Annotated in this window: 24 protein-coding genes and 2 pseudogenes; 13 read left to right on the top strand and 13 right to left on the bottom strand. The window is 65.9% G+C overall.

Annotated features, from left to right (window positions below; genetic code table 11):
* Positions 1–215: 215 nt before the first annotated feature.
* Positions 216–404 (bottom strand): annotated as a pseudogene (locus tag AC5Y5W_RS22700) (hypothetical protein); the annotation flags it as partial.
* A 140-nt stretch (positions 405–544) separates the two neighbouring features.
* Here AC5Y5W_RS22700 and AC5Y5W_RS22695 point away from each other — a divergent pair.
* Positions 545–2,542 carry a glycoside hydrolase family 15 protein gene (locus AC5Y5W_RS22695; protein WP_500012899.1) on the top strand — a complete coding sequence of 666 codons (1,998 nt, stop codon included), beginning with the start codon at positions 545–547 and terminating at the stop codon, positions 2,540–2,542.
* A gap of 92 nt (positions 2,543–2,634) precedes the next feature.
* On the opposite strand, the gene AC5Y5W_RS22690 is transcribed toward AC5Y5W_RS22695, so the two are convergent.
* On the bottom strand, positions 2,635–4,233 hold the full coding sequence (locus AC5Y5W_RS22690) for a serine/threonine-protein kinase PknH/PknJ (protein ID WP_500012988.1): 1,599 nt from the start codon (positions 4,231–4,233) through the stop codon (positions 2,635–2,637).
* 41 nt (positions 4,234–4,274) lie between these two features.
* Here AC5Y5W_RS22690 and AC5Y5W_RS22685 point away from each other — a divergent pair, with 41 nt between their 5' ends.
* A complete protein-coding gene (locus tag AC5Y5W_RS22685; protein ID WP_500012897.1) occupies positions 4,275–4,400 on the top strand; it encodes a hypothetical protein in 126 nt (41 codons plus the stop codon).
* Between the two features lie 77 nt (positions 4,401–4,477).
* Here AC5Y5W_RS22685 and lepA read toward each other — a convergent pair.
* A pseudogene (lepA, locus tag AC5Y5W_RS22680) lies at positions 4,478–6,347 on the bottom strand (translation elongation factor 4).
* A 527-nt stretch (positions 6,348–6,874) separates the two neighbouring features.
* On the opposite strand from lepA, the gene AC5Y5W_RS22675 reads away from it, so the two are divergent.
* Positions 6,875–7,477, top strand: coding sequence for a type II toxin-antitoxin system PemK/MazF family toxin (locus AC5Y5W_RS22675; protein ID WP_500012895.1), 603 nt, complete (start codon positions 6,875–6,877; stop codon positions 7,475–7,477).
* 10 nt (positions 7,478–7,487) lie between these two features.
* Here AC5Y5W_RS22675 and AC5Y5W_RS22670 read toward each other — a convergent pair whose 3' ends face one another.
* Positions 7,488–7,916, bottom strand: coding sequence for a CBS domain-containing protein (locus AC5Y5W_RS22670; RefSeq protein WP_500012893.1), 429 nt, complete (start codon positions 7,914–7,916; stop codon positions 7,488–7,490).
* Positions 7,917–8,196: 280 nt separating this feature from the next.
* Here AC5Y5W_RS22670 and AC5Y5W_RS22665 point away from each other — a divergent pair, with 280 nt between their 5' ends.
* Both AC5Y5W_RS22665 and rpsT read left to right on the top strand, forming a co-directional pair.
* A complete protein-coding gene (locus AC5Y5W_RS22665) occupies positions 8,197–9,039 on the top strand; it encodes a ribonuclease Z (RefSeq protein WP_500012891.1) in 843 nt (280 codons plus the stop codon).
* A gap of 269 nt (positions 9,040–9,308) precedes the next feature.
* Positions 9,309–9,569 carry a 30S ribosomal protein S20 gene (rpsT, locus tag AC5Y5W_RS22660; protein ID WP_499884348.1) on the top strand — a complete coding sequence of 87 codons (261 nt, stop codon included), beginning with the start codon at positions 9,309–9,311 and terminating at the stop codon, positions 9,567–9,569.
* A 30-nt stretch (positions 9,570–9,599) separates the two neighbouring features.
* Here rpsT and holA read toward each other — a convergent pair whose 3' ends face one another.
* From holA to AC5Y5W_RS22645, 3 genes are read right to left on the bottom strand one after another with little or no spacing between them, the layout of a single operon-like run.
* The gene (holA, locus tag AC5Y5W_RS22655) at positions 9,600–10,601 is read right to left on the bottom strand and encodes a DNA polymerase III subunit delta (protein WP_500012986.1); all 1,002 of its coding nucleotides are present in this window, start codon (positions 10,599–10,601) and stop codon (positions 9,600–9,602) included.
* An 8-nt stretch (positions 10,602–10,609) separates the two neighbouring features.
* Complete coding sequence (locus AC5Y5W_RS22650; RefSeq protein ID WP_500012984.1) at positions 10,610–12,145, bottom strand: ComEC/Rec2 family competence protein; 1,536 nt, start codon at positions 12,143–12,145, stop codon at positions 10,610–10,612.
* A gap of 29 nt (positions 12,146–12,174) precedes the next feature.
* Positions 12,175–13,002 carry a ComEA family DNA-binding protein gene (locus tag AC5Y5W_RS22645; protein ID WP_500012890.1) on the bottom strand — a complete coding sequence of 276 codons (828 nt, stop codon included), beginning with the start codon at positions 13,000–13,002 and terminating at the stop codon, positions 12,175–12,177.
* A 181-nt stretch (positions 13,003–13,183) separates the two neighbouring features.
* On the opposite strand from AC5Y5W_RS22645, the gene AC5Y5W_RS22640 reads away from it, so the two are divergent.
* From AC5Y5W_RS22640 to AC5Y5W_RS22620, 5 genes are all read left to right on the top strand, one after another.
* Positions 13,184–13,408, top strand: a complete 225-nt coding sequence (locus AC5Y5W_RS22640) for a DUF3618 domain-containing protein (RefSeq protein ID WP_500012888.1) — start codon at positions 13,184–13,186, stop codon at positions 13,406–13,408.
* A 1-nt stretch (position 13,409) separates the two neighbouring features.
* On the top strand, positions 13,410–14,396 hold the full coding sequence (locus AC5Y5W_RS22635) for an NAD-dependent epimerase/dehydratase family protein (protein ID WP_500012887.1): 987 nt from the start codon (positions 13,410–13,412) through the stop codon (positions 14,394–14,396).
* An 81-nt stretch (positions 14,397–14,477) separates the two neighbouring features.
* Positions 14,478–15,638 carry an acyl-CoA dehydrogenase family protein gene (locus AC5Y5W_RS22630; protein WP_500012983.1) on the top strand — a complete coding sequence of 387 codons (1,161 nt, stop codon included), beginning with the start codon at positions 14,478–14,480 and terminating at the stop codon, positions 15,636–15,638.
* A gap of 7 nt (positions 15,639–15,645) precedes the next feature.
* The gene (locus AC5Y5W_RS22625; protein ID WP_500012886.1) at positions 15,646–16,749 is read left to right on the top strand and encodes an acyl-CoA dehydrogenase family protein; all 1,104 of its coding nucleotides are present in this window, start codon (positions 15,646–15,648) and stop codon (positions 16,747–16,749) included.
* 2 nt (positions 16,750–16,751) lie between these two features.
* On the top strand, positions 16,752–17,174 hold the full coding sequence (locus AC5Y5W_RS22620; protein ID WP_500012885.1) for a PPOX class F420-dependent oxidoreductase: 423 nt from the start codon (positions 16,752–16,754) through the stop codon (positions 17,172–17,174).
* Between the two features lie 14 nt (positions 17,175–17,188).
* On the opposite strand, the gene AC5Y5W_RS22615 is transcribed toward AC5Y5W_RS22620, so the two are convergent.
* The gene (locus AC5Y5W_RS22615; protein WP_500012884.1) at positions 17,189–18,406 is read right to left on the bottom strand and encodes an enhanced intracellular survival protein Eis; all 1,218 of its coding nucleotides are present in this window, start codon (positions 18,404–18,406) and stop codon (positions 17,189–17,191) included.
* Between the two features lie 77 nt (positions 18,407–18,483).
* Between AC5Y5W_RS22615 and AC5Y5W_RS22610 the strand changes: the two genes are divergently transcribed.
* The 3 genes from AC5Y5W_RS22610 (at position 18,484) to AC5Y5W_RS22600 (ending at position 23,068) form a co-directional block, all read left to right on the top strand.
* A complete protein-coding gene (locus AC5Y5W_RS22610) occupies positions 18,484–19,527 on the top strand; it encodes an NAD(P)H-dependent amine dehydrogenase family protein (RefSeq protein WP_500012882.1) in 1,044 nt (347 codons plus the stop codon).
* A gap of 239 nt (positions 19,528–19,766) precedes the next feature.
* The gene (locus AC5Y5W_RS22605) at positions 19,767–20,186 is read left to right on the top strand and encodes an MmpS family transport accessory protein (protein WP_499884645.1); all 420 of its coding nucleotides are present in this window, start codon (positions 19,767–19,769) and stop codon (positions 20,184–20,186) included.
* Positions 20,183–23,068, top strand: a complete 2,886-nt coding sequence (locus AC5Y5W_RS22600; RefSeq protein ID WP_500012881.1) for an MMPL/RND family transporter — start codon at positions 20,183–20,185, stop codon at positions 23,066–23,068. The genes AC5Y5W_RS22605 and AC5Y5W_RS22600 overlap by 4 nt, the downstream gene beginning before the upstream one ends.
* Here the strand turns inward: AC5Y5W_RS22600 and AC5Y5W_RS22595 are convergent.
* Genes AC5Y5W_RS22595 through nadD form a run of 5 tightly spaced genes read right to left on the bottom strand, consistent with a single transcriptional unit; the run spans position 23,065 to position 26,244 of the window.
* Positions 23,065–23,907, bottom strand: coding sequence for a DegV family protein (locus tag AC5Y5W_RS22595; RefSeq protein ID WP_500012879.1), 843 nt, complete (start codon positions 23,905–23,907; stop codon positions 23,065–23,067). The genes AC5Y5W_RS22600 and AC5Y5W_RS22595 overlap by 4 nt on opposite strands.
* A gap of 4 nt (positions 23,908–23,911) precedes the next feature.
* Positions 23,912–24,646 carry a diglucosylglycerate octanoyltransferase gene (gene octT / locus AC5Y5W_RS22590; protein ID WP_500012877.1) on the bottom strand — a complete coding sequence of 245 codons (735 nt, stop codon included), beginning with the start codon at positions 24,644–24,646 and terminating at the stop codon, positions 23,912–23,914.
* Positions 24,636–25,286 carry a glucosyl-3-phosphoglycerate phosphatase gene (gene gpgP, locus AC5Y5W_RS22585; RefSeq protein ID WP_500012875.1) on the bottom strand — a complete coding sequence of 217 codons (651 nt, stop codon included), beginning with the start codon at positions 25,284–25,286 and terminating at the stop codon, positions 24,636–24,638. The genes octT and gpgP overlap by 11 nt, the downstream gene beginning before the upstream one ends.
* Positions 25,283–25,651: a ribosome silencing factor gene (gene rsfS / locus AC5Y5W_RS22580; protein ID WP_499884359.1), complete on the bottom strand. Its 369-nt coding sequence runs from the start codon at positions 25,649–25,651 to the stop codon at positions 25,283–25,285. Before rsfS ends, gpgP begins: the two co-directional genes overlap by 4 nt.
* A complete protein-coding gene (gene nadD / locus AC5Y5W_RS22575; RefSeq protein ID WP_500022627.1) occupies positions 25,648–26,244 on the bottom strand; it encodes a nicotinate-nucleotide adenylyltransferase in 597 nt (198 codons plus the stop codon). Before nadD ends, rsfS begins: the two co-directional genes overlap by 4 nt.
* Positions 26,245–26,374: the final 130 nt, after the last annotated feature.

Raw genomic sequence — 26,374 nt, 5'->3', positions numbered from 1 at the left:
CCTAACAGAATCCGCTGCACCGGCATGGTTAGCCGGCAACTCTCAGTGCGTCAGCCACCACATGACGATGACCAGCACCACCAGCAGAACCAACACCAACGTCACCTGCGATCGGGGCATACCGGTCATCGGGGCCCCTCGTCGCCGCCCGGCGACGATGCGCGCCGTGGAACAACAGCGCGAGGCGGGGGTACCGCCCGCTTGCGGGGGAGAACCGGGCCATCCGAGGGTTGCCGGGCGCGGCGCATCAGCCCGATCCCCCCGCCCAGCATGGTGTCCAGCGCCAGGGCAGCGAGGTAGGCCAAGGCCAGCACAACCGGCATCACCACGACGGTCTGCAGGACGAACCCGAGCCCCGACAACCACAACTCGACGCCGTCCCACCAGCTGAGGAACCCGTTCACCGGGCTTACCCTATGCCCCGCTTCTCACGAATCCAACGTGTCAGGATCAGCGGCTGGCCAGCGGGTGGAGATCGGGCCTGATTGGTTCACTGGGCGGCCCCGAGTAGACGCCGGACAGGTCCACAGATGATGATGGCGGCATGGTTTTGCACGCCGATTCGACCGAGGAAGCTTCCGAGGAGGTCCCCCCGTTCACCGTCACGTCCCCGGTGCCCTTCACGCCGACCGGGTCGTTGCGGAACCCGTTCCCGCCGATCGCCGATTACGCGTTTCTGTCCGACTGCGAGACGACGTGCCTGATTTCGCCGGCCGGTTCGGTCGAGTGGTTGTGCGTGCCGCGGCCGGACTCACCCAGCGTGTTCGGCGCGATCCTGGATCGGAGCGCCGGCCACTTCCGGTTGGGGCCCTACGGGGTCTCGGTGCCGTCGGCTCGGCGCTACTTGCCCGGCAGCCTGATCATGGAGACCACCTGGCAGACCCACACCGGCTGGCTGATCGTGCGCGATGCGCTGGTGATGGGTCCGTGGCATGACATCGAGCGACGGTCGCGCACGCATCGTCGTACCCCGATGGACTGGGACGCCGAGCACATTCTGCTGCGCACGGTGCGCTGCGTGTCCGGCACCGTCGAGCTGATGATGAGCTGCGAGCCGGCGTTCGACTACCACCGTGTCGGGGCGACGTGGGAATACTCGGCCAATGCCTACGGCGAAGCCATCGCTCGGACCAAACACAACCCCGACGCGTATCCGACGCTGCGGCTGACCACCAACCTGCGGATCGGACTGGAGGGCCGCGAGGCACGAGCACGCACGCGGTTGAAAGAGGGCGACGACGTGTTCGTCGCGTTGAGTTGGTCCAAGCACCCTGCGCCGCAAAGCTATAAAGAGGCCGCCGACAAAATGTGGCAGACCACCGAGTCATGGCGGCAGTGGATCAACATCGGCAACTTCCCGGACCACCCGTGGCGGGCCTACCTACAGCGCAGCGCGCTGACGCTGAAAGGTTTGACGTATTCGCCCACCGGCGCGCTACTGGCTGCCAGCACCACCTCACTGCCGGAAACACCTCAGGGCGAACGTAACTGGGACTACCGCTACGCCTGGATCCGCGATTCCACATTCGCATTGTGGGGCCTCTACACCTTGGGTTTGGATCGCGAGGCCGACGACTTCTTCGCGTTCATCGCCGACGTGTCCGGCGCCAACAACGATGAACGCCATCCGCTGCAAGTGATGTACGGCGTCGGCGGCGAACGCAGCCTGGTCGAAGAAGAGTTGCACCATCTGTCCGGCTACGACCATGCGCGTCCGGTCCGAATCGGCAACGGCGCCTACAACCAAGCGCAGCACGATATTTGGGGTGCCATCCTCGACTCGTTCTACCTGCACGCCAGATCCCGTGAGCAGATCCCAGAGACGCTCTGGCCCGTGCTGAAAAAGCAAGTCGAAGAAGCTTCAAGACACTGGCGTGAGCCCGACCGCGGCATCTGGGAGGTCCGTGGCGAACCGCAGCACTTCACCTCGTCAAAGGTCATGTGCTGGGTGGCGCTGGACCGCGGCGCCAAGCTGGCCGAGCGGCAGGGCGAGAAGAGCTACGCCCAGCAGTGGCGGGCCGTTGCCGAAGAGATCAAGGCCGACATCCTCGAGCACGGGGTGAACTCCAGCGGCGTGTTCACCCAGCACTACAACACCGACGCGCTGGACGCGTCACTGCTTCAGGTGGTGCTGACCCGGTTCCTGCCGCCTGATGACCCGCGGGTGCGCGCGACCGTGCTGGCCATCGCCGATAACCTCACCGAACAAGGTCTGGTGTTGCGTTACCGCGTGGAGGAGACCGACGACGGCCTGACCGGCGAGGAAGGCACCTTCACCATCTGCTCGTTCTGGCTGGTGTCGGCGCTGGTTGAGATCGGCGAGGTCAGCCGCGCTAAGCACCTGTGCGAACGGCTGCTGTCCTACGCCAGCCCGCTGCACCTCTACGCCGAGGAGATCGAGCCGCGCACCGGCCGGCATCTGGGTAACTTCCCGCAGGCGTTCACCCACCTGGCGTTGATCAATGCCGTGGTGCACGTGATTCGCGCCGAGGAAGAAGCCGACTCCACCGGCGGATTCCAGCCCGCCAACGCCCCGATGTAGGCCCGATGGTTTCCGGTCAGCGTGCGTGTCCCCGGCCGACACTCCGGGGCAGGACCCGGGAACACGCACGCTCGCGCTTTCCTGCGCGCGCGTCACTCCCTAGCTGCGGTCACGATTCTCGCGACGATCCGCTGGCCCTCGTCCGTGATGCCCTGGCCACACACGAGCGACTCCGCAATCAAATTCGACAGCACGCCCATCGCATGTTGGCAAACCACTCCGCCGGTGTCGTCGCTGGTCCGGGTCTGGGTGATCAAGTCATCACCCACATCAGCGACTTGCCCCAGTTTCCACGTCGCGTTAGCAGTATCAGTGAACTCGCGCGTCCAGGAAGTACCGCTGCAACGTGTCCACTGATCGCGGGACTTACCGAGGAACTTGCCGGCCTGGCCCGGCGACGAGAACAACACGGCCGCCTGGTTCACCTGAGGAAGTGGCGGAGGTGACGCTTGCATGGAGGGCGCCAGCATTTGGCTGCGGACGTGCGTCCATCCGCTGTCCTCATACACTTTTGGGTCCGCGACGATCAATGCACCGGCACACGCCGTGTTCGACTCGTGGCCGGATATGTTGCTACTAGGGATGACCATTTCAGTCGCGTTGACAATGCCACCCACCCCTTGCGGTGTGAGGAGCAATTGGTCGACATCCGACCCGGACAGCTGGTGTTCATCAGATGGTGGTGCCGCGGCGGGTTCTGCGCCTTCTGACCCGTGCCGAGTGATAGCAAGCGTTGTACCGAGGGCGACGACGAGGACCGTCGCGATCGCGGCCGGAACCACGATGGCCTTACGCCGCCAGAAGGCGGTGGGTTTGCGCCTCTCCGGCGGGCCGGAAGGCGGAGTCGACACCGGGGAGGCGACGCGAACACCGCCGACTGGGGAATCGAGCGCAGCACGCGCGGCCCGCGCCAAGTCCAGGGCACTTTGATACCGCTGCTGCGGGTCCTTGGCCATGCCCGTGGCGATCACCTGATCAAACGCCGACGGGACGCCCACCCCCGTCAGCGACGGCCGCGGCGGCGGGGCCAGCAAATGCTCAGTCAGCAACTGCTCCGCCACTTCGCCTGGATAAGGTCGGCAACCCGTCAAACACTCATAAAGCACACAACTCAACGCATAGATATCCGAGCGGGGGTCCACCTGGCCGGCAGTAAGCCGCTCCGGCGCCATATATGCCAACGTCCCAATCGCGAAACCTGCACTCGTCAAACCTTTTTCATGAGCCCCACGCGCAATCCCGAAATCGATCAGATACGCGAAGTCGGACTCCCCAACCAGGATGTTCGATGGTTTGACATCGCGATGGACCAAACCCACCTTGTGGGCGGCATTGAGCGCCGCGCACACCTGCTCCACAATCGACACCGCCCGGCTCGGACTCATCGGCCCACCAGCGAGCAACGCCGCCAACTCGCTGCCCTCGATCAGCCGCATATCCACGTATAGCCGGCCTTCGATCTCGCCGAAATTGTGGATCGGCACCACATGCGGTTCATTCAAAGCCGCCGCAGCAAACGCCTCCCGACGGAACCGCGCCTGAAATCCCTCGTCCCGCGCCAGGTGCGCCGGCAGAACCTTCAGCGCCACCACCCGATTGGTCACAGAATCGAACGCGCGGTAAACCTCACCCATACCGCCGCGGCCCAGTAACTCCAGCAACCGGTAGCGACCGAACGACGCCTGCTCCAATGCCGTCAGCCTTCTCCCCAACCAGCAACCAAGGTTGTTCCTTGCCGACCATCATCGATTACGTGCGCACCGTACCGTTCGACGAACGCGCCGTCCCAGAAATCGGTGGAAACCCGGCGTTGCTTTCCGCGAGCCAAATGCGTGTCGTGGCGCGCGAGGCTCACTGAGATTGCATCCAGGGTCGTGATCCGGTGCTCGACTGCAACCCTCATTGCAATCTGAACGAGAAGCCGACGGCCCGAAGCTATTTCTTCGCCTTGTCCCCCGCCGCGTCTGCCGACAGCGCCGCGACGAAAGCTTCCTGCGGCACGTCGACCCGGCCGATGGTCTTCATCCGCTTCTTGCCTTCCTTCTGCTTTTCCAGCAGTTTGCGCTTACGGGTGATATCACCGCCGTAGCACTTCGACAGCACGTCCTTGCGGATCGCGCGAATGTTCTCCCGCGCAATGATTTTCGACCCGATTGCGGCCTGCACCGGCACCTCGAACTGCTGACGTGGGATGAGTTCCTTGAGCTTGGTAGTCATCTTGTTGCCGTAGGCAGCCGCGGCGTCCTTGTGCACGATCGCGCTGAACGCGTCGACGGCCTCACCCTGCAACAGGATGTCGACTTTGACCAGGTCGGCCTCCTGCTCGCCGGCTTCCTCGTAATCAAGGCTGGCGTAGCCGCGGGTGCGCGACTTCAACGAGTCGAAGAAGTCGAAGATGATCTCACCCAGCGGCATCGTGTAGCGCAGCTCCACCCGTTCTGGTGACAGATAGTCCATGCCGCCGAGCTCGCCGCGGCGAGATTGGCACAGTTCCATGATCGTGCCGATGAACTCACTCGGCGCGATGATCGTGGTTTTGACGACAGGCTCGTAGACGGTGCGGATCTTGCCCGACGGCCAATCCGACGGGTTGGTCACCACCATGCGCTCGTCGGCCCCACCTTCCACGACCACCTGGTAGACCACGTTGGGTGAGGTCGAGATCAGATCGAGGTCGAACTCACGCTCCAGCCGCTCGCGGGTGATCTCCATGTGCAGCAGGCCCAAAAACCCGCACCGGAACCCGAAACCCAGCGCCACCGACGTTTCCGGTTCATAGGTCAACGCGGCGTCGTTGAGCTGCAATCGATCCAGCGCGTCACGCAAAACGGGATAGTCGGAGCCGTCGACGGGATACAGGCCGGAATACACCATCGGCTTGGGTTCGCGGTAGCCGGTCAGCGCCTCGGCGGCGCCGTGGCGCGCGGTGGTCACGGTGTCGCCGACCTTGGATTGGCGCACGTCTTTGACACCGGTGATCAGATAGCCCACCTCCCCGACGCCGAGACCGGCGGTGGCTTTCGGCTCGGGTGAGACGATGCCGACTTCCAGCAGTTCGTGAGTGGCGCCGGTAGACATCATCGCGATCTTCTCGCGCGGGGTGATCTTGCCGTCGACCACCCGCACATAGGTCACCACCCCGCGGTAGATGTCGTAGATGGAATCGAAAATCATTGCCCGAGTAGGTGCTTCGGCATCGCCGGTGGGCGGAGGGACCTGCTTGACGACGGCGTCGAGCAGCTCCGCCACCCCTTCACCGGTTTTGCCGGAAACGCGGAGCACGTCGTCGGGGTCGCAGCCGATGATGTGGGCGATCTCGGCGGCGTAGCGGTCGGGGTCAGCGGCGGGCAGGTCGATCTTGTTGAGCACCGGAATGATCACCAGGTCGCGGTCCAGCGCCAGATACAAGTTGGCCAGCGTCTGCGCCTCGATGCCCTGGGCGGCGTCGACCAGCAACACTGCTCCCTCGCAGGCGGCCAGCGCCCGGGACACCTCGTAGGTGAAGTCGACGTGGCCCGGGGTGTCGATCAGATGCAGGACGTGGTCGGTGTCGCCGACCCGCCAGGGCAGCCGCACGTTCTGCGCCTTGATGGTGATTCCGCGCTCGCGCTCGATGTCCATCCGGTCCAGGTATTGCGCGCGCATCGACCGTTCATCGACGACGCCGGTGAGCTGCAGCATCCGGTCGGCCAGCGTGGATTTGCCGTGGTCGATGTGGGCGATGATGCAGAAGTTCCGAATCTGCGCCGGCGCGGTGAACGTTTGGTCGGCGAAACTGCTGATGGGAATCTCCTGGTGGACTCATACGTGGGCGTCCATCCAGGGTATCGAGGCAACCAGGTCGAGACACAATCGCGCCGGGCGCCGCTCGCACCGACGTGACGAGGCGGAAATAACTCCGGCCCCGGTCGCGCGAACGCGGCCGGGGCCGGAGACCCCCGTCCGGCGGGTTACGGGCGATGCAAACCGCCGGACATGCGTTGCCCGACCCCCTCCCTCCCGCGCCCCCTGCGCGGGGGCCGAGCAACCCACTTCACTGCCTCACCTCAACAGATAAGGCCAACCCTCAGTGCACAAAGGTTTGGTTACCAACCGCGCATGAGCCTAATAGTCAGCTGAGAGGAATATCGAAGATTCGTGAGAAAACTCGTGCCGGGATCTCATCGTCGGCTGGGGAGGCAGGGTGTGGCCATTTGTTGGACGCACGTACAATTTCGTCGGGCAAACCCGCTGAATGCTGCGGCCGTGGCGGAGACCCACGTGGGCCTGCTCAGGAGGCCCACGGTTCCGACGAGCCGGTCGGCCCGGGCCGCTCTCGCCTATGCTGCGAACATGGCGTCCCCACGCAAGCCACAGTGGAAGACGTTGCAGCGCTTCGCGGAGAACCTGGTGTTCAACGAAGCACCGAAGTTCATCCGCCAGCTGCAGAGGTCGCCGACGATGCAGCGCGGCATTCAGCAAGGCCTCAGGATCGGCATGGAGGTCTTCGCCGGCGGCGAGTCATCGCCACCGGCTGAGATCACCCTCGGCCGCCCAGTGACCAATAACAGCGTCCCGACCGCGCACCGGGCCCGCAAGCTGGTCTATGCCCCCGATTTGGACGGGCGGGCCGATCCCGGCGAAATCGTGTGGACCTGGGTGGTCTACGAGGACGACCCCAGCCGAGGCAAGGACCGCCCGGTGCTGGTGGTGGGCCGCGACCGTCGCACCTTGCTCGGACTGATGATGTCCAGCCAGCAACGGCACGCCGCTGATCCCGATTGGGTCGGCATCGGCAGCGGGAGCTGGGACGACGAAGGCCGGGAGAGCTGGGTCCGGTTGGATCGGGTGCTCGACGTACCCGAGGAGGGAATCCGTCGCGAGGGCGCCATTTTGCAGCGCGACACTTTCGATGTGGTGGCCGCCCGGTTGCGGGCCGACTATTCGTGGAGCTGACGCGAGCCGGTCAGCCCTGGGTGATGTAGGACTGCAGCTGGGCCTGCTCGGCCTCGAGTTCTTCCATCCGGGTCTTCACGACATCACCGATACTGACGATCCCGATCAGCTCTCCGTTGTCCAGTACCGGCACGTGCCGCACCCGGTTTTCGGTCATCAGCATGCTGATGCTGTCCACAGTGTCTGCCTTGCCGCAGGTGGCGACGACGGCCGTCATGATCTTCGAGACCGGCCGAGAAAGTACCGAAGCGCCGTGGGTGTGCAGCTGACGTACGACGTCGCGCTCGGAAACGATGCCGGCGACGCCGTCTGGCCCAACCACCACCATTGCGCCGATGTTGTGCCCGGCCAGCCCTGCAAGCAGTTCGGTCACCGGCGCGTCGGGGTTGACGGTGACCACCGCCGCACCTTTGTTTCGCAACACATCTGCAATCCGCATCGAGGCCTCCCGCGTTGTGATCCGGTTCACACCAGGCTACGGACATCTCCGTCGGTGCGAAAGCGACCGGCGAAAATCACCGCCAGCGACCAGACACGAACCCGCTCCGCAGAGCGACGCCGACCGCGCGGTGCGAGCTGGCCGCCGCCGCACGGATTGGAATCCGCCCGGGATCCAAGGTGATGTGTCGAGCGCACGATGACAACTGAAATCGCAAGCGGCACAGGCAAATCCTCGATTACGAGGGCGAACGCCCGGAATGTGTGACATACCTGACGTCATGATCGAGATCACGCTGCTTGGTACCGGAAGCCCTATCCCCGACCCCAACCGAGCCGGGCCCGCCACCTTGGTGCGAGCCGGCGGACAGCTGTTTTTGACAGACTGCGGGCGCGGAGTGCTGCAGCGGGCAGCGGCAGTCGGCGTGGGCGCCAACGCGCTATCGGCGTTACTGCTCACCCACCTGCACAGCGACCACATCGCCGATCTGGGCGACGTCCTGATCACCCGCTGGGTCAGCACCTTCGGCTCCGAACCAGCGCCGCTGCCGATCATCGGGCCGCCGGGCACCGCAGAGGTCGTCGAGGCCACCCTGAAAGCGTTCGGCCACGACATCGGGTACCGGATCGCCCACCACGCCGATCTGACCGCGCCGCCGCCGGTCGAGGTACACGAGCACACCGAAGGCTCGGTGTGGGCCCACGACGGTGTCACGATCCGGGTGGCTCCCACCGATCACCGGCCGGTGGCGCCCACTATCGGGTTTCGGATCGAATCCGACGGTGCGTCGGTCGTGCTGGCCGGGGACACGGTGCCCTGTGAAAGCCTCGACCAGCTGAGCTCTGGTGCTAACGCTTTAGTGCACACCGTGATTCGCGAAGACCTCATCATGCAGTTGCCACAGCAGCGGATCAAGGACATCTGCGACTACCACTCGTCGGTCGAGCAGGCCGCCGCCACCGCCAAGCGCGCCGGGGTCGCCACCCTGGTGCTGACGCACTACGTGCCGGCCATCGGGCCGGGGCAGGAAGACCAGTGGCGGGCACTGGCCGCAACGGAGTTCGACGGCCGGATCGAGCTTGGCGACGACCTACACCGCGTCGACGTCGGGCCGGGTGGCTGACGTGCGGCCGCGCCGGCGCGGTTCACCCGGCGCGGCACCCGAGCGCGGCAGCGTTTTAGCAGGTCAGCGCCGGTGATCTGGCCCGCGGTAGTGGTGAGATCGACGTGGGCGAGCTGTCGACCGGCGCATCGTGGCGGTAGCGTTGGTCGCGCAGTGCTGGGCTCGGCTTTGGGAGAGCGGCCCATCGGCTGATAACCTGGTCATTCGCTGCCCAGCTGCCCGGCACCTGGAGCCTGAACCCCCATCGAGATCGACGAAGGAACTAACGCGTGGCCAACATCAAGTCGCAGCAGAAGCGCAACCGCACCAATGAGCGCCGCCGGCTGCGCAACAAATCGGTGAAGTCGTCGCTTCGCACGGCTGTCCGCGCGTTTCGCGAGGCCACCGAGGCCGGCGAGAAGGACAAGGCTGCCGAACTGCTGGTGTCGACCAACCGCAAGTTGGACAAGGCGGCCAGCAAGGGCGTCATCCACCAGAACCAGGCCGCCAACAAGAAGTCGGCGCTGGCCCGCGCCTTCAACAAGCTCTGAACTACCGCTCCGGGCGGTAGCGCTGCACAACTATCCGGCTTGTCCCCGTAACCGGCCGGAACCTCCACTCCGGACCGACCGGCCCGCGTCGTCACCGGCGGCTAATTCGGCAACCGTCCGCACCGCGGCTTCCAGCGCGTAATCTGCGTCGGCCGCCGCGCCCTTGACATCGGCGTTCAGCGAGGCAACCAGCCTCATCGCCGTCGCCACCATGTCACGTGACCAACCCCGGGCCTGTTTCTGCGCCTTCTGCACTCGCCAGGGCGGCATCCCGAGTTCGCCCGCCAGCCGGTAAGGATCACCGGACTGTGAGCCCACCCGCCCGATGCTGTGTACGGCCTCGGCCAACGCATCGGCCAGCACCACATGCGGCTCGCCGCGCATCATCGCCCACCGCAGCGCCTCCACGGCACCTTCGACGTCGCCGATCACCGCCTTGTCGGCGATGTCGAAACCTTTCACCTCGGCTTTGCCGCTGTGATAGCGGCGCACCGCGGCGGCGTCGACGCGACCTCCGGTATCGGCCACCAATTGTGAACAGGCCGAGGCGAGTTCACGCACATCAGAGCCAACGGCGTAGAGCAGCGCGGTGACCGTATCCTGGTCGACTTTGGCCCGCAGCGAGCGAAATTCGTTGCGGACGAAATCGGCACGCTCGCCGGCTTTGGTGATTCGCGCACACGGATGCACCTGCGCGCCCAACGACTGCAACTGAGTGGCCAACGCTTTTGCCCGCCCGCCACCCGAGTGCACGACGACGAGCACCGTGCCGGACGGGACGTCGCCGGCAGCGGCGGCAATCAATTCAGCGGCATCTTTACCGGCCTCACCGGCGGCTTCGAGGACCACGACCCGCTCGTCGGCGAACAGCGACGGGCTCAGCAGCTCGGCGAGTTCGTAAGTGTCGACTTCGCCGGCCCGCAGCCGGCTCACTGGCACGTCGTCGGTGCCGGCCCGCTGCCGCGCGGCACGCAGCACTTCGCCGACGGCGCGCTCGACCAGCAATTCCTCGTCACCCAGTACGAGGTGCAACGCCTGGCTCACCACTCGATCGTGTCACGCCCGGCCGACAGCGACCCCGTCGGCACCAAGCCCGACAGCGACCAGGCCACTAGGCCCACGGCGCCGACCGCAGCCGCCACCCGAAACCACCGCCAGCGCCACAGCACCACGGTCAGCACCGCGAGGGCGCTGACGAGCACGACGCCTTGTAACCCGGCCGGGACCGGCACGCTGGCGGCCGGTACCGCGGCCGCCCAGTGCGCGATGTGCAACACCCACCACAGCTCTGGACCGGTGAACCGGATCAGCAGCTGTGCACCGGCCGGCCAGAGCAGGCACAGCGCGGCTGCGGCACTACCCATCACGGTGATCGGCGCGATCAGCGCCGCCACCGCGAGATTGGCTGCTGCGGATACCAGGCTGACCTGGCCGGAGATCCCGGCGACCAGCGGCGCAGTCACCAGCTGCGCCGCACACGCCACACAGATCGCGTCGGTCAGCGGCTTAGGCCAGCCGGCCGACACCAGCCGCCGCGACCAGACCGGCGCAATGACCACCAGCGCCGCCGTCGCCACCACCGACAACGCGAAACCAACGTCGACCGCCAACTGAGGAGCGGCAACCATCAACACCAGCACGGCGGCCGACAGTGCGGGAATCGCCTGGCGCCGCCGGCTCGACAGCACACCCACCAGCGCGATGGCGCCCATCACGGCGGCGCGCAACACGCTGGCAGTGGGTTGCACCACGACGACGAACACCACCAGCGCACAAGCGGCGAGGGCCACCGCTGACCGCGGCCCGATCAGGCGTGCCGAAAACAGCACCGCGCCGCACACGATCGTCACATTCGCCCCGGATACCGCCATGAGATGCGTCAGCCCCGCCACCCGGAACTCTCGGCTCGTCGCAGGGGTGACCTGCGAGGTGTCGCCGAGGACCAGGGCGGGCAACATCGCCGCTTGGTCGGTCGGCAACACTCGGCGCGCTGTGCCGGCAAACTGAGCGCGCACGCCATGCGCAGCCTGGTACACCGGCGCGGCACGCCCCATGGTCGGCTCGCCGATCGCGTTGAGCACCGCCACCGTCAGGTCATGGCGGGCGGGACGGGTGATCCGCGCCCGGAACTGCGCCGGCTGGCCCACCATCACCTCGCCGAACGCGTGCGCCGGCGCGAAAACGACTACCCGACCGGATATCTCGTCGCCCGCGAAGCGCTGCAGCTTCGCGCGGAACATCAGCCGGCCGCGGCCCAGCGGCAGCGCGCTTTCGCTCGGTATGACCGTCACTTTCGCGGCCGTCCCGAACGCCGCAGTAATTGGGTGGTGAGCGACTGCCGCTGCGCGTAATGCGATTGCGAAGCCGAACCCCGCGCCCACGACCCCAATTGCGGTCAGGCTGATGCCGACGGTCCGCAGGTGTGGCTTGCGCGCCAGCAGTGCTCCCGAGGCAGCGCTCACCACGCACAGTGCGGCAACGACATTGCCGATCGGCCAGACGATCCCGGCGGCGGTGACTACCCACCCGGCCAGTGCAGCGGGCACCAAACGCACGTCGAGCCGCGCGGCCGGCACATCGGCCAACAACGGATGCTGCACGGGCGCTAGACACGGACCAGCGCGCGCAACTTGTCCAGCCGCGCCGGCCCTATACCGTCGACTTCGGCGAGCTGGTCGACGCTGCTGAACTTGCCATTGGCTTCACGCCACGCCACGATCGCGGCGGCAGTCACCGGTCCGATGCCTGGCAGGGTGTCCAGTTGCTGGACCGTCGCGGTGTTCAGATCGATAACCTCACCGGACTTGGCCGATGTCGCCCCGGATGGTTTCCCGGGTGCGACGGGCGTTGCCGGCGCCGAACCCGGATTGACCGAGCTGCCCAACGCGGTCGGCTGGCCGCGGGGCGGGGCGATACCGACCACGATCTGCTCGCCGTCGCCGACCTGTCGGGCCATGTTTAACCCGATGGTGTCCGCGCCGTCCATCGCGCCGCCCGCCGCCTTCAGCGCGTCCGCGATCCGTGCGCCGGGCGCCAATGTGACCAGTCCGGGCGTGTGCACCAGACCGACCACGCTGACGATCACCGGTTGGGCCGGGCCGGCCGCTGCGGTGGCGCTCGGGCTGCGGCTCGACACCATCTCCACCGGTGGCAGCTTGGCCGACACCACGGGCACCGGCTGGTCGCGTACCAGGGTGAACACGGTGACCAGTACCGCGATCGCGGCAACCACCGCCAGGGCAATGGCGCCGGCACGACCGGGATCGGCGCGGATCCGGGCCAACAAACCGGCGTTGTGTGCCGTGCTGTCCGGAACCCAGCGCGGCAGCAAGGAATTCGGGTCGTCGTCGCCGTCGTCGGTCGCATCAGGCTCCGTGTCGGGCCGGGCGCCGAGTCGCCGGTGCAGCCGCTCGGCAGGCAATTCTGTTCGCATGCGCCGACGGTAGGTGCGCCGACCGTCGGCGCAGCGCCGTCGCAGCGCTGCCGAGGACCCACTGTGGAGTAAGCCGGAACTGTGCACAACCGTCGCCGGCAGGTTTGGCGATCGAGCATGCGGGTAGCCGGGCGACTATGGGTTTGAACATCCGGCGCGCGGCCCGTAAAGGAAGCCGCCCGTGACTCCAGCTGAGCCGGGACCCGACGCCCGCATCGACCAGATCCAGGCCGATATCGACCACACCCGCGGTGAGCTCGGCGACACCGTGGGCGCGCTGACGACCAAGCTCGACAGGAAGAAGGCGGCAGTCAAGCCGCCGGTTGCCATCGTGGCTTCGGTCGCCGGTGTCAGCGTGGTCGGGATTATCTGGTGGCGCAAGCGATCCGGCCGCCACCGGAGCTGACGTGGGACTCACTGTCGCGGTTACCGGACCTACCGGCGAAATCGGCACCTCGGCGGTGACGGCGCTGGAGCGCGACCCGGCCGTCGACCGCATTGTCGGCATGGCGCGCCGGCCCTTCGAGCCGTCGTCGCGGGGTTGGTCCAAGACGATCTATCTGCAAGGCGACATCCTGGACCGTAACGCGGTGGACGCCTTGGTCGCCGAGGCTGACGTGGTGGTGCATTTGGCATTCATCATCATGGGATCCCGCCAGGAAAGTGAACGGGTGAACCTCGAAGGCACCCGGAATGTCTTCGAAGCCTGCGCGGCCGGGGCCGCCGCCGAGAAGCCGCGCCGTCTGGTGTACAGCTCGTCGGTAGCCGCCTACGGCTATCACGGCGAGAACCCCGTCCCGCTGACCGAAGACGTACCAGCGCGGGGCTCACCCGAGCACTATTACTCCCAGCAGAAGGCGGCCTGCGAAGCCGCGCTCGACGAGATCACCGCAGGGACACCGCTGGAGGTCTACGTTCTGCGGCCCTGCATCGTCGCGGGCCCGCAGGCGCACGCGTTGGTCGACGCCATGCCGTGGAACCGCATTCCGTATGCCGGCGCTGCGATCCGGCGGATGCCCCTGCTCAAACCCCCGGTTCCCGACCCGGGCAACCCGTTACAACTGGTCCACCACGATGACGTCGCCACCGCCATTGTGCTGGCCGCCACCAGTTCGGCTCCGCCCGGCGCCTACAACATCGCCGGCGACGGAGTGCTGTCGGTCTCCGAGCTGGCCGCGGCGCTCGGCGGCCGACCAGTGCGGGTGCCCGCCGCTGCGGCGACGGCCGCGTCGACGGTGATCGCCCGACTGCCGTTCGTTCCCTCGGCCGCGGAATGGCTGCACATCGCCCGCACATCGGTGGTGATGGCCACCGACAAGGCCAAAACCCAGCTCGGCTGGACACCGCGGTACACGTCGGCCCAAACATTGCAGGCACTCGCGGAGTCACTCTGAGAGCCGGGCGCGGGCGCAGCAGAGCGCTAGGAGGCCACCGGCTAACGTGCTGAACAGAGTTCCCAACAGATGGAGACACCCGTGCAATTGGCGCTCACAGCGGACGAAGCCGCATTCCGCGACGAGCTTCGCACCTTCTACACCACGCAGATCCCCGCGGACATTCGGGAGCGGAGCCGCCTGGGATTACCGCCCAGCCGCGATGATCTCGCCACCAGCCACAAGATCCTCAACGATCACGGCCTGGCAGTGCCCAGCTGGCCCGTGGAATGGGGCGGCAAGGACTGGACGCCGGCTCAACACCAGATCTGGCTTGACGAGATGCAGCTGGCCTCGGTACCCGAGCCGCTGAACTTCAACGCCAAAATGGTCGGGCCGGTGATCGCCGAGTTCGGTTCCCAGGAGACCAAGCAGCGCTTCCTGCCGCCGACCGCGGCCCTGGACATTTGGTGGTGTCAAGGCTTTTCCGAGCCCGAAGCCGGCTCCGACTTGGCGTCGCTGCGCACCACTGCGGTGCGCGACGGTGACAGCTATGTCGTCAACGGGCAAAAGACCTGGACCACCCTGGGCCAGTACGCGGACTGGATCTTCTGCCTGGTACGCACCGACCCGCAGGCCCCCAAGAAGCAGGCCGGGATCTCGTTTCTGCTGATCGACTTGGACACCCCGGGCATCACGATGCGGCCGATCAAGTTGATCGACGGCGGCCACGAAGTCAACGAGGTGTTCTTCGAGGATGTCCGGGTGCCCGCCGATCAGCTGGTGGGAGAAGAAAACCAGGGCTGGACCTATGCGAAGTTTCTGTTGGGCAACGAGCGGACCGGGATCGCGCAGGTGGGCCGGACCAAAGTTCGCCTCGCCGAGGTCAAGCAGCGTGCTACCGAGACCGGTCTGCTCGACGATCCGCTATTCGCGGCCCGTCTCGCCGAAGCCGAAAACGAGGTGCTGACACTGGAGCTCACCCAGATGCGGGTGGCGTCGGGCTCGTCGGGCGGTAAGCCCAACCCGGCATCGTCGGTGCTGAAACTGTGTGGCAGCCAGTTACAGCAGACCACGACCGAACTTCTGATGGAGGTGGCCGGGCCGGATGCGTTGCCGTTCAATGCCGGCGACGGCATCGCCTCACCCGGGTGGGCGCAAGGGAGTGCACCGCGTTACCTGAACTACCGCAAGACGTCGATCTACGGCGGAAGCAACGAGGTGCAGCGCACCATCATCGCGTCCACCATCCTGGGATTGTGAGGTTGTCATGGACTTTCAACTCAGCGACGAGCAGACGCTGCTCCGCGACACCACCCGCGACCTGCTGTCCCGAGCCTACGACCCGGAGAGCCGCCTGAAGGTTGTCGGCACCGATTTGGGCTGGAGCCGCGAAGTGTGGAGCCAGTTGGCCGACACCGGGATCCTCGGCTTGGGATTCGATCCAGCCGAGGCGGGCCAGATCGAGATCATGGTGGTACTCACCGAAATTGGGCGCCGGCTGGCTCCCGAACCGGTCGTGCACGCTGCGTTGGGGCCCGGCGCGATCATCGCCGAGCTGGGCACTGATACCCAAAAGCAGGTGCTGGACGACGTCGCGTCCGGTGAAAGGCTGCTGGCGTTCGCTCACCTCGAGCCCAGGACCGGGACTGCGACAACCGCTGTGCAACAAGGTGACTCATGGCTACTGAGCGGGCAGAAGAACCCGGTTCTCGCCGGCGACTGCGCCGACACCCTGATTGTCAACGCCGCCTTGCCGGACGGCGGAACCGGCTTGTTCCTGGTCTCCGATGTGGACGGCAACGGGGCCGTCACCCGACGGCCGTACCAGACGTTCGACGGTGCGCGCGGTGCCCAGATCGACCTGGACCAGGCTGCCGGCGAGCCGCTCGGCGATGCGGTCGACGCATCGGCGGCCATCCAGAATGCAATCGTGCGCATCCAGTCGGCGTTGTGCGCCGAGGCGGTCGGCGCCATGGAGGAAGCGCTTCGGCTGACAACCGACTACCTCAAGACGCGCAAGCAATTCGGCGTCACCCTGAACACTTTCCAGACGCTGACCCAGCGCGCCGCCGACATGTACGTCTCACTGGAACTGGCTCGCAGCATGAACTTCTATGCCGCGATGTCGATCGCCGGCGGCACACTCGACCCGTTGATCGGGGCACGGGCGAAATTGCAGATCGGTCGGTCAGGGCGGCATATCGCCCAAGAAGCGATCCAGTTGCACGGCGGTATCGGCATGACCGCCGAATATCCGGTCGGCCACTATGCGGCCCGGCTCACGGCGATCGAGCGCACGCTGGGCTCGTCACAGGACCAGTTGCACGTCCTCATCGACCACGTCGGCGACTACGACATCGTCACCCTGTAGGCATGACCGAATTCTCCTCGGAAGTCACCGAATTCCTGTCGGCAGGCACCCGCACCGGGATGCTGGGATTCGCGGCATCCGATGGTCGACCGTTGGTGGCCCCGGTGTGGTTCATCGTCGACAACGGCGAGCTGGTGTTCAACACCGGCCGCAACACTGCCAAAGGTCGTGCTCTGCAGCGTGATTCACGTGTCGTGATCTGCGTGGACGACCCGCATCCGCCCTATTCGTTCGTGCAGGTGCAAGGGGTTGCCGGCGTCACCGAAGATGCGGCAGAGCTACTCGACATCGCCACCCGGATCGGCGGACGCTACATGGGAACGCATCGCGCGATCGAGTTCGGCCGCCGCAACGCCGTTCCCGGCGAACTGCTGGTGCGCGTGCGCCCCACCAAGGTCGTCGCCGCATTCAACATCGCCGACTGACAGCGGCGCCCCGCTCAGAAGCCGAAGCCCAACTCGGCGGGGACATCGCTGACAAACGCCGCGTCGAGGCGACCGATCAGCTCGGAATCCTTAGCGCGCAGCCGGTTGGCCGCCGCCAACACCGGCGCGCGATGCACACCCAGATAGAGGCTGCCCAGCACATCAAGATCCATCTCGATGTCTGCCGGGGCGTCACTGGCCGTACAGCGCGCCCGGCCGTCGCGGATATCCAACGCGAATCGTCCGCCGTCGCAGCGGAATCCATCGGCGACCTCAACCACCGCAGAAAGGTCGGTCTGGTAACTACGGGCTGCCAGCGCGGTCGGAATGTCCATGAGCCGCAGCCACAAGTCGTCCTGGCCCCCGGTGGTGCGGACAAGCCGGGTGTCGGTCAGCAGGTAGGGCAACGGGTCGGCCGGATGGGTGGCGGTGGCGACGGACTTCATCAGGTCCAGACCGAGCAGTGCCCGCCACAAGGCGGCGTGCGCGTCGTTGGTCGCGGCCCTCAACTCGGCTACCCGAGCCACTCGCTGATTGTCGTCGTGCACGCGGTAAAGGGCATATCCGTCGGGGTGCAGCAGCCCGAACCAGGGGGTTCCGCCGCGGCGGGCGCCCTCCCGGTCGGCCAGCAGCTCATCCCAGAGTGGTTGCGGGCGCGCCAGCCCGCCAGGAGTCTGTAGCCGCCATCGTTCGTAGATTGCGGCGAATTCGTCGCGATGCTCGGAAGGCCTGACCAGCCGAACCCCGCCCGGGTCCGGGGCGTCAGCGTGGAAGCCGACGCGGCTGCGGTCGACCGAGAGCTGGTGTTTGATCGTGGCCGGGCCGTAGCCGAACCGCCCGTAGATGCCGCCCTCGCTGGCCGTCAGCGCCGCGATCGGATACGCCGCATCGGCGATGCGCTGATGCAATTCGGTGTACATCGCCCGCAACAACCCCCGTCGGCGGTGTGTGGGTGCAACCACGACCAGGCTGACCCCGGCAGTGGGAAGCACCGCTCCGCCCGGCACGGTCAACTGCAGGTCGAGATAGAGCGACATGCCGACGACGGCCTGCTCCAGCAAGTCGTCACAGATCAGCACAATGCCGTCGCGGGCCAGCAGGGTCCGCCAAAGCGTCAACGAGCCGGGACCGCCGTGATCACCGAAACCAGTAGCGGCCAACAACCCCATAGCCGGCCAGTCGTCATCGGTGGCGCTGCGCAAGGTCAGTCCGGGAGGTGCGGCGTCGTTCACGAGGTTCGACGGTGCCACAAACCCCTGCGCATCGCATCCGGATATCGTCGTTGGCACTGCCCACACCGAGGAGTCAGATGACAGCACCGCTGCGCGTGATCCAGTGGACCACCGGCAACATCGGACGACGATCGCTGCACGCCATCATCGGCCGACCCGATATGGAGTTGGTCGGCGTGTATGCGCACGGGCCGGACAAAATCGGTGTCGACGCCGCCGAACTGTCCGGTTGGCCGCAGCCGACCGGGATCACGGCCACCGATGACGTCGACGCGCTAATCGCGCTGAAACCCGATGCTTGTTGCTATAACCCGTTGTGGCCCAACATCGACGACCTGGTGCGCCTGCTCGAGGCCGGAGTGAACGTGTGCTCCAGCGCGGCCTGGATCACCGGCGGCAAGCAAACCCCACAGGACCGGCAACGCATCGTCGACGCCTGCGAGCGGGGTGGGTCGACGATCTTCGGCAGCGGCGCACACCCGGGGATGACGAACATGGTGGGCATGGTGCTCAGCGCGTCCTGCGAGCGCGTCGACGAGATCCGCATCACCGAATCGGTCGACTGCTCGACCTACGAATCGGCGGGCACCCAGACCGCCATGGGCTTCTCCCAAGATCCCGACACCCCGGGCCTGGCCGAAAGCGTGCGCCGGGAAAGCGAAGTGTTCGCCGAGGCGGCCGCGATGATGGCCGACGCGATCGGGGCGACGCTGGACAAGATGACGTTCGACGTCAAATTCACCGCCGCCACCGCCGACACCGATTTGGGCTTCATGAAGATTCCGGCCGGAACGGTCGGCAGCGTCTATGGGTATCACCGCGGCTGGGTCGGCAACAAGAACGTCGTCAGCGTCGGATTCAACTGGATCATGGGAGCCCACGTCACACCGCCGAAACCACTGGAGCACGGGCATGTCATTCAAGTTTTCGGCCTGCCCAATATGCGCACCGTGATTCATTGTCTGCCGCCCAAGGATTGGACGGAGCCGGGATTCATGGGTCTGGGCATGATCTACACAGCGATGCCGGTCACCAACGCCGTCCCTGCTGTGGTGGCGGCCAAGCCGGGGATTGTGACGCTGGCCGACCTGCCACCGGTCACCGGTCGCGCCGCGGTGTAGCGGCGAGGGGGACGGAACGCTGCCGTACCGTATCCTCTACGATTCTTAGCCGTGCGAAGGTTCGGCGGTATCGGAGGTCACAACCGACGGAACCGAGCGCATCTGAGAGCATGTGGATCGCACCACCCGCGCTGTCGGACAGCCTGCTGCCGAGCCGCGCTGTGGCGACAGAACTCGTGCGAACGGTCGCTGATCGGTGAGCGGGAGGAGATTCGGTGAGAGCGATTCCAATCGCCAACATGGCCAAACGCGCGTGGATACCCCTGGTCCTGGTGGTCGTGCTCACCGTCTCGGGACTCATCGTGTTACGGCTGCACCGCATCTTCGGCTCCGAGGACCTCAACGCGGGTGCCGGCGCCGGGATCGAGATCGTGCAGTTCAATCCGAAGGACGTCAAGTACGAGGTCTTCGGCCCCGCCGGGACCACCGCCAACATCAACTACTGGGACGCCGAGGCGAACACCCACCAAATCAACGGCGCGCCGGTGCCGTGGTCGTACACGGTGACCACGACGTTGCCCTCGGTCAGCGCCAACATCGTGGCGCAGGGCGACGGCGATCGAATCGGCTGCCGGATCACCGTTGACGGTGTGGTCCGGGAGGAGAAAACGGTCCACGGAGTCAAGGCCCAGACCTTCTGCCTGGTGAAGTCCGCATGACCCAGACAACTGACACGCGCCCCCGTCGACCGGTCATCCCGCACTTCATCCGCCTGTTCGCGGTGCCGATCATCCTGGGCTGGGTGGTGTTGACCGTCGTCGTCAATGTCGCGGTCCCGCAACTGGAAGTGGTGGGCGAGGAACACTCGGCACCGATGGCGCCGATGGATGCGCCGTCGATGGTCTCGATGATGCGGCTCGGCCACAACTTCAAGGAATTCGATTCCAACAGCACGATCATGGTCGTCCTGGAAGGCCAGGACAAGCTCGGTGATGCCGCGCACCGCTACTACGAAGACATCATTCGCCAACTGTCGCAGGACCCCGAGCATGTCCAGCACATCCAGGACTTCTGGAGCGATCGCCTGACGGCAGCGGGCGTGCAGTCCGCCGACGCCAAGAGCGCCTACGTGATGATCAACATCGCCGGCAACCAGGGCACCACAGAGGCCAATGACTCCGTCAACGCCGTCCGTGAGGTGGTGGACAAAACACCCGCACCACCAGGAGTGAAGGGCTACGTCACCGGCCCGGCGGCGCTGAGTGACGACATGCACATCATCGGGAACAAGAGCCTGGCGAAGATCACGCTGTTCACCCTGGGCGCGATCGCGCTCATGCTGTTGCTGGTCTACCGCTCGTTCGTCACCACTCTGGTCCAGCTGTTTATGACCTTTGTCGCGTTGAGCGCGGCCAGGGGAATTATCGCGGTGCTGGGCAACGCCAACGCATTCGGGCTGACCACGTTCGCCGCGAATATCCTCACCATGCTGGCGATCGCGGCCGCAACGGATTACGGAATATTCCTGATCGGCCGCTATCAGGAAGCACACCGGGCCGGCGAGGATCGGGAAACCGCCTACTACACGACATTTCGTTCAGTAGCCCCGGTTGTGCTGGGGTCGGGTCTGACCATTGCCGGAGCGACGTACTGCCTGAGCCTGGCTCGGCTGCCCTGGTTCTCCACGATGGGGCCGCCAGTGGCGATCGGAATGCTGGTCGTGGTGGCGGCCGGTCTGACGCTGGGACCGGCTGTTGTCTTCGTCGGCAGCCGGTTCGGTCTTTTCGAATCCAAGCGGCCCGCCAAGAGCAAGCTGTGGCGGAAGGTCGGCACCGCGGTCGTGCGTTGGCCTGGCGCGGTTATGGCCGCAAGCGGCGTGGTCGTGCTCATCGGCATGGTCGCCTTGCCCGGCTACTCGACGAGTTACAACGACCGCCACTATCTGCCGACATCAGCCCCGGCCAACCTCGGGTACGCGGCTGCGGACCGGCACTTCTCGCAGGCCCGGATGAACCCCGACATGTTGATGGTCGAGGCCGACCACGATATGCGCAATACGGCCGACATGCTGGTGTTGGACAAGGTAGCCCGAAACGTCATCCGCACCGTGGGCATCGCGATGATCCAAGACATCACCAGACCGTTGGGGATTCCGATTCAGCACAGCTCCATTGCATTTCAGAACAGCGTGCAGGGCCAGACCCTCATGCAGAACATGGACTACCTCAAAGATCGCCTGGCCGACGTGCTGAAGATTTCGGATCAACTCGGAATCACCATCGACTATCTGCAGAAGACGTTGGAGATCCAGACCCGGCTCAGTGCGGCGACGCACCGCACGAACATCGACACCCATGAACTGACCGAGATCACCGATGAATTGCGGGACAACTTCGCGAATTTCGAGGACATGTGGCGGCCGATCCGCAGCTACTTCTACTGGGAGAAACACTGCTTCGACATCCCCATCTGCTTCTCGTTGAAGTCAATATGGGACTCGCTGGACGGCATCGACGAACTCGATCAAAAGTTCCACACGCTCGCCGACGACTTCGACGACCTCGATGCCGTGACGCAAGAGCTGCTCACGGTGCTGCCGCCGCAGATCGAATCGCTGAAAACCACCCGCTCGCTGACGCTGACACTGCACAGCACCTTCACCGCGATGATCAACCAGCTGGAGGCGTTGAGCGACACCGGGATCGTCATGGGACAGAGCTTCGATGACTCCCGAAACGACGACCTCTTCTACCTGCCCCCAGAAGCGTTCGACAACCCGGACTTCCAGGTCGGGCTCCGGCAGTTCCTGTCGCCGGACGGCAAATCCGCCCGCTTCTTCATCACCCACCAGGGTGATCCGATGAGCCCGGAGGGAATCGAACGGGTTGCCCCGGTGCGCACTGCGGCGCAAGAAGCGCTCAAGCAGTCCTCGCTGTCGGATGCCAAGGTCTACCTCGGCGGTACCGCCGCGACGTTCAAGGACATGCACGACGGCGCCAGATACGACCTGATGATCGCGGTGGTCTCGGCGCTCACGCTGATCTTCATGATCATGCTGCTGATCACTCGAAGCCTGGTCGCCGCGCTGGTGATCGTGGGCACCGCGGGAAGCTCGATCGCCGCGGCCTTCGGACTGTCCGTGCTCATCTGGCAGGACCTCTTCGGCATCCACATCCACTGGATCGTGATGGTGCTGTCCATCATCATCCTGTTGGCCGTCGGATCCGACTACAACCTGCTGCTGGTCTCCCGGTTCAAAGAGGAGATCCACGCCGGGCTCAAGACCGGGTATATCCGGGCGATGGGCGGCAGCGGCGGCACGGTGACCGCCGCGGGCCTGGTGTTCGCATTCACGATGGCAGCGATGCTGGGCAGCGAATTGCGGGTGCTCGGCCAGTTCGGCTCCACCGTCTGCCTCGGCCTGCTGATGGACACCCTGGTGGTGCGCGCGCTATTCATGCCGTCGGTCGCCGTCATGCTCGGACGCTGGTTCTGGTGGCCGCAGATCGTGCATCCCCGCGGCGACAATGCGCGGCGGCGGCCACCCCCGGACCGGCTCAGCGACGATACCGCGCCGTTGGCTGTGCAGACACAGCGTTAAGCCGGCTCCTCGGCTACTTCGACGCACACCGCCAGCGCGCCGGCGCCGACGTGCAGCGCCAGTACCGGCCCCAGGTCGGTCACCATCGCCGGTTCACAGGACGGCAGCCGCTCGGCCAGTGCCGCGGCCACCTCGGCGGCGCCGTCGGGGTTGGCGACATGGTGCACGGCGATGGCTGCGGAGTGCTCCCCGACCACCGCGCAGACGCGGTCGATCATGGTTGCCACCGCCTTGCTGGCGGTGCGAACCCGTTGCGCCAGAACCAGTTTGCCATCGTCGATGCGTAACAGCGGCTTGAGGGACAGTGCGGTGCCCAACCAGGCGGCAGCGCCGCCGATGCGTCCGCTGCGACGCAGGTTGTCCAATCGGTGCACGACGATGAATCCGTGATTGCGGCGCACCGCCGCAGCAGCGGCGCGCGCAACGGCATCCAGATCGGCGCCGTCGGCTGCGCTTCGGGCCGCGGCCAGTGCGACGAAACCGGTGTTCATCGCGGTGGACTTCGAATCGACGACCCGCACACCGTCGCCGAGGCCGGCTGCCGTGGCTTCGGCGGCGCCGACGGTTCCAGACAGCGCCGCCGAAAGGTGTACCGCCACTACGCCGTCACCACCACTGTCGGCAAGTGCCTGCTGGTACGCCTCGGACAATTCGGCGGGGGTGGCCGCGGCAGTGGTTGCCCCGCCGTGCAGGTGAATGTCGTCGGGCACCTCGTCGACGCCGTCGCGCAAATCGGCATCGTCGACCAGAATATGCAGCGGCACTTGGCGGATCGCCCACTTTTGGCGGACGTCGTCGGGAAGCCGCGCCGACGAGTCGGTAACCACTACGACAGCCATGGGCTTAGCGCGGCTTCTCGCCTGAGATACCGGCCTCGGCCAGTGCTTTGAGCATCAGTTCGGCGACCGCCTGGTGAGCTTCGAAATTCCAGTGGATGCCGTCGGGGTTGCCGCGGCCGCTCATGATGTGTTCGGCCACGGCGGCTTTCAAGTCAACGAGCGGGATGTGGTGCTGCTGGGCCCATTCGGTGATCGCGGCGGCGGTACCTGCGCGGCCGTGGTGGGCCTTGCCGTACGTCTCGGCGATGTGCACCGACGGTAGCGACGCTACGATCGGAATACCCGGTCGATTGAAATCAATTGCGCTGCGGGTCAATTCGAGGTATTCGGCGCTGAGGCGCGGGGGTAGCGCGGCCCGTGACATCGGGGATAGCCGCGGCTGCAGCCAGCCGTAGCCGTCGCGCACCCAGCGTCGCAGCCACGGCGGGCGTACATAGCGGATGAGCTCGCGCAGCGCGGTCGGCAGCGGCGACGGCAGCGAATCCATCCCGCCGGTGGCGAAGACGACTGCGCCTGCGCGGGGCAGCGCCGCCCAGGACCGCGGGTCCTGGGTGGCCGCCCACCAGACGTCTCGGCAGGTCCAGCCGATGCGGCCGATCAGCTCGATGTCCCACCCAAGTTGCGCCGCAACGATATTGGGCCAAATGCGGGGGTCGTCGGCGGGTAGACCGCCGGTCGGCCCGTAATAGGCCAGCGAATCGGCGAAGATCAGCAATACCGGAGCGGGCTCAGAGGACATCGCCCGCGACCTGTGCCGAAGCGTTCCACACATCAAGGCGCCAGCTGATGCCGTCGTCGCTCGAATGGCCGGACAGTTGCGTCCAACTGGCGTTGCCCATTCCGCCCAACGCCGGCCAGTTGGCAACCGGCAGCCCCAGCAATGCTGCCGTCAGAGCGGCGATCAAACCGCCGTGGGTGACCAGTACCACCGGACGCTCGTCGGCGCCCCATTCCGGTTCACCGGATACCAATTCGGCCACCAGCGGCATACTGCGCGCGGCGACGTCGACTCTGCTTTCCCCGCCGTGCGGCGCCCAGGAAGCGTCTTCGCGCCACGCCAATCTGGCCCCTGGCGCGATCTCGTCGATCTGGGCGTGGGTCATCCCCTGCCAGTCGCCGAGATGGGTTTCCCGTAACCGATTGTCGGCGCGCAGCGGCAGACCGGTCTGCTCCCCCAATGCCGTCGCCGTGTCGTAGGCGCGCCGCAGATCCGACGACACGATCAGCAGCGGCTGGCGTTTGCCCAACGCCTCGGCCGCGGCGAGAGCCTGGGCGCGGCCGAGTTCACTCAGTTCGGTGTCCAGCTGGCCCTGCATCCGGGTGTCGGCGTTGAACTCGGTTTGCCCGTGGCGCAGCATGACCAGCCGGCGCACGCTCACGGTGTGCTCTCCAAGTCCACGGTGATCACCGGGCAGTCCCGCCACAGGCGGTCCAGTGAGTAGAAGTCACGCTCATCCTGGTGCTGGATGTGCACGACGATGTCGATGTAGTCCAGTAACGTCCAGCGGCCTTCGCGGGTGCCTTCGCGGCGCGCCGGCTTGTAGCCCGCCCGGCGCATCTTCTCCTCGACCTCGTCGACGATGGCGTTGACCTGTCGCTCGTTGGACGCCGAGGCGATCACGAAGCAGTCGGTAATGACCAGCTGGCCGGACACGTCGATGACGACGACGTCGTCGGCGAGCTTCGAGGCGGCGGCGCCGGCGGCCACTGTGGCCATGTCGATGGCTTCTTGGCTGGCAGTCATGACTGGTCCTGGGGTTTGCGGTAGAGCTCGCGTTTGGAGATGTACTGCACGACGCCGTCGGGCATCAGGTACCACAGCGGCCGGGACTCCTGCGCGCGCCGCCGGCAGTCTGTGGACGAGATTGCCAGTGCCGGGATTTCGACCAGGCTCAGCGCGTCGTCCGGCAGCCCGTCAAGGACGTCGGTGAGATGTTCGCGGGCCAGCTCGTAACCGGGCCGGCTGACTCCGACGAACCGCGCTATCGCGAACAGTTCCTCCAAGTCCTGCCAGGACAGGATCGACGCGAGCGCGTCGGCCCCGGTGATGAAAAACAGGTCGGAGTCGGGATTGAGCGTGTGCAGATCCCGCAACGTGTCCTTGGTATAGGTCAGCCCGCCGCGGTCGATGTCGACGCGGCTCACCGAGAAGCGGGGATTGGCCGCGGTGGCGATGACTGTCATCAGGTAGCGGTCTTCGCCGGCGCTCACTTGTCGACTCTTCTGCCAGGGCTGGCCGGTCGGCACGAACACCACTTCGTCGAGATCGAACAGGTAGGCAACTTCGCTGGCCGCGACCAGGTGGCCGTTATGGATGGGATCGAATGTCCCACCCATGACTCCCAGCCTGCGGCGGCGCTTTTGCACGGTTTGCCAGCTTACTGGAGCCCCACCCTCCCGCGAGCGTGCGTGTTCCCGGCCGACACGCCGCTCAGGCTCAAGTGATCGCTGCAACACCTTGTCGGGA

It is taken from the genome of Mycobacterium sp. NGS51, from assembly GCF_059812525.1.
This window is presented reverse-complemented; position numbering and strand designations above follow the sequence as displayed.

Bases quoted from the DNA above. Each gene is read 5' to 3' on its own strand.
- AC5Y5W_RS22670 (WP_500012893.1), bottom strand. From the start codon at position 7,916: ATGCGGATTGCAGATGTGTTGCGAAACAAAGGTGCGGCGGTGGTCACC.
- octT (WP_500012877.1), bottom strand. From the start codon at position 24,646: ATGTCCTCTGAGCCCGCTCCGGTATTGCTGATCTTCGCCGATTCGCTG.
- AC5Y5W_RS22610 (WP_500012882.1), top strand. From the start codon at position 18,484: ATGACAGCACCGCTGCGCGTGATCCAGTGGACCACCGGCAACATCGGA.
- AC5Y5W_RS22595 (WP_500012879.1), bottom strand. From the start codon at position 23,907: ATGGCTGTCGTAGTGGTTACCGACTCGTCGGCGCGGCTTCCCGACGAC.
- AC5Y5W_RS22675 (WP_500012895.1), top strand. From the start codon at position 6,875: ATGGCGTCCCCACGCAAGCCACAGTGGAAGACGTTGCAGCGCTTCGCG.
- AC5Y5W_RS22625 (WP_500012886.1), top strand. From the start codon at position 15,646: ATGGACTTTCAACTCAGCGACGAGCAGACGCTGCTCCGCGACACCACC.
- AC5Y5W_RS22645 (WP_500012890.1), bottom strand. From the start codon at position 13,002: ATGCGAACAGAATTGCCTGCCGAGCGGCTGCACCGGCGACTCGGCGCC.
- AC5Y5W_RS22600 (WP_500012881.1), top strand. From the start codon at position 20,183: ATGACCCAGACAACTGACACGCGCCCCCGTCGACCGGTCATCCCGCAC.
- nadD (WP_500022627.1), bottom strand. From the start codon at position 26,244: ATGGGTGGGACATTCGATCCCATCCATAACGGCCACCTGGTCGCGGCC.
- AC5Y5W_RS22605 (WP_499884645.1), top strand. From the start codon at position 19,767: ATGGCCAAACGCGCGTGGATACCCCTGGTCCTGGTGGTCGTGCTCACC.
- AC5Y5W_RS22665 (WP_500012891.1), top strand. From the start codon at position 8,197: ATGATCGAGATCACGCTGCTTGGTACCGGAAGCCCTATCCCCGACCCC.
- AC5Y5W_RS22620 (WP_500012885.1), top strand. From the start codon at position 16,752: ATGACCGAATTCTCCTCGGAAGTCACCGAATTCCTGTCGGCAGGCACC.
- rsfS (WP_499884359.1), bottom strand. From the start codon at position 25,651: ATGACTGCCAGCCAAGAAGCCATCGACATGGCCACAGTGGCCGCCGGC.
- AC5Y5W_RS22695 (WP_500012899.1), top strand. From the start codon at position 545: ATGGTTTTGCACGCCGATTCGACCGAGGAAGCTTCCGAGGAGGTCCCC.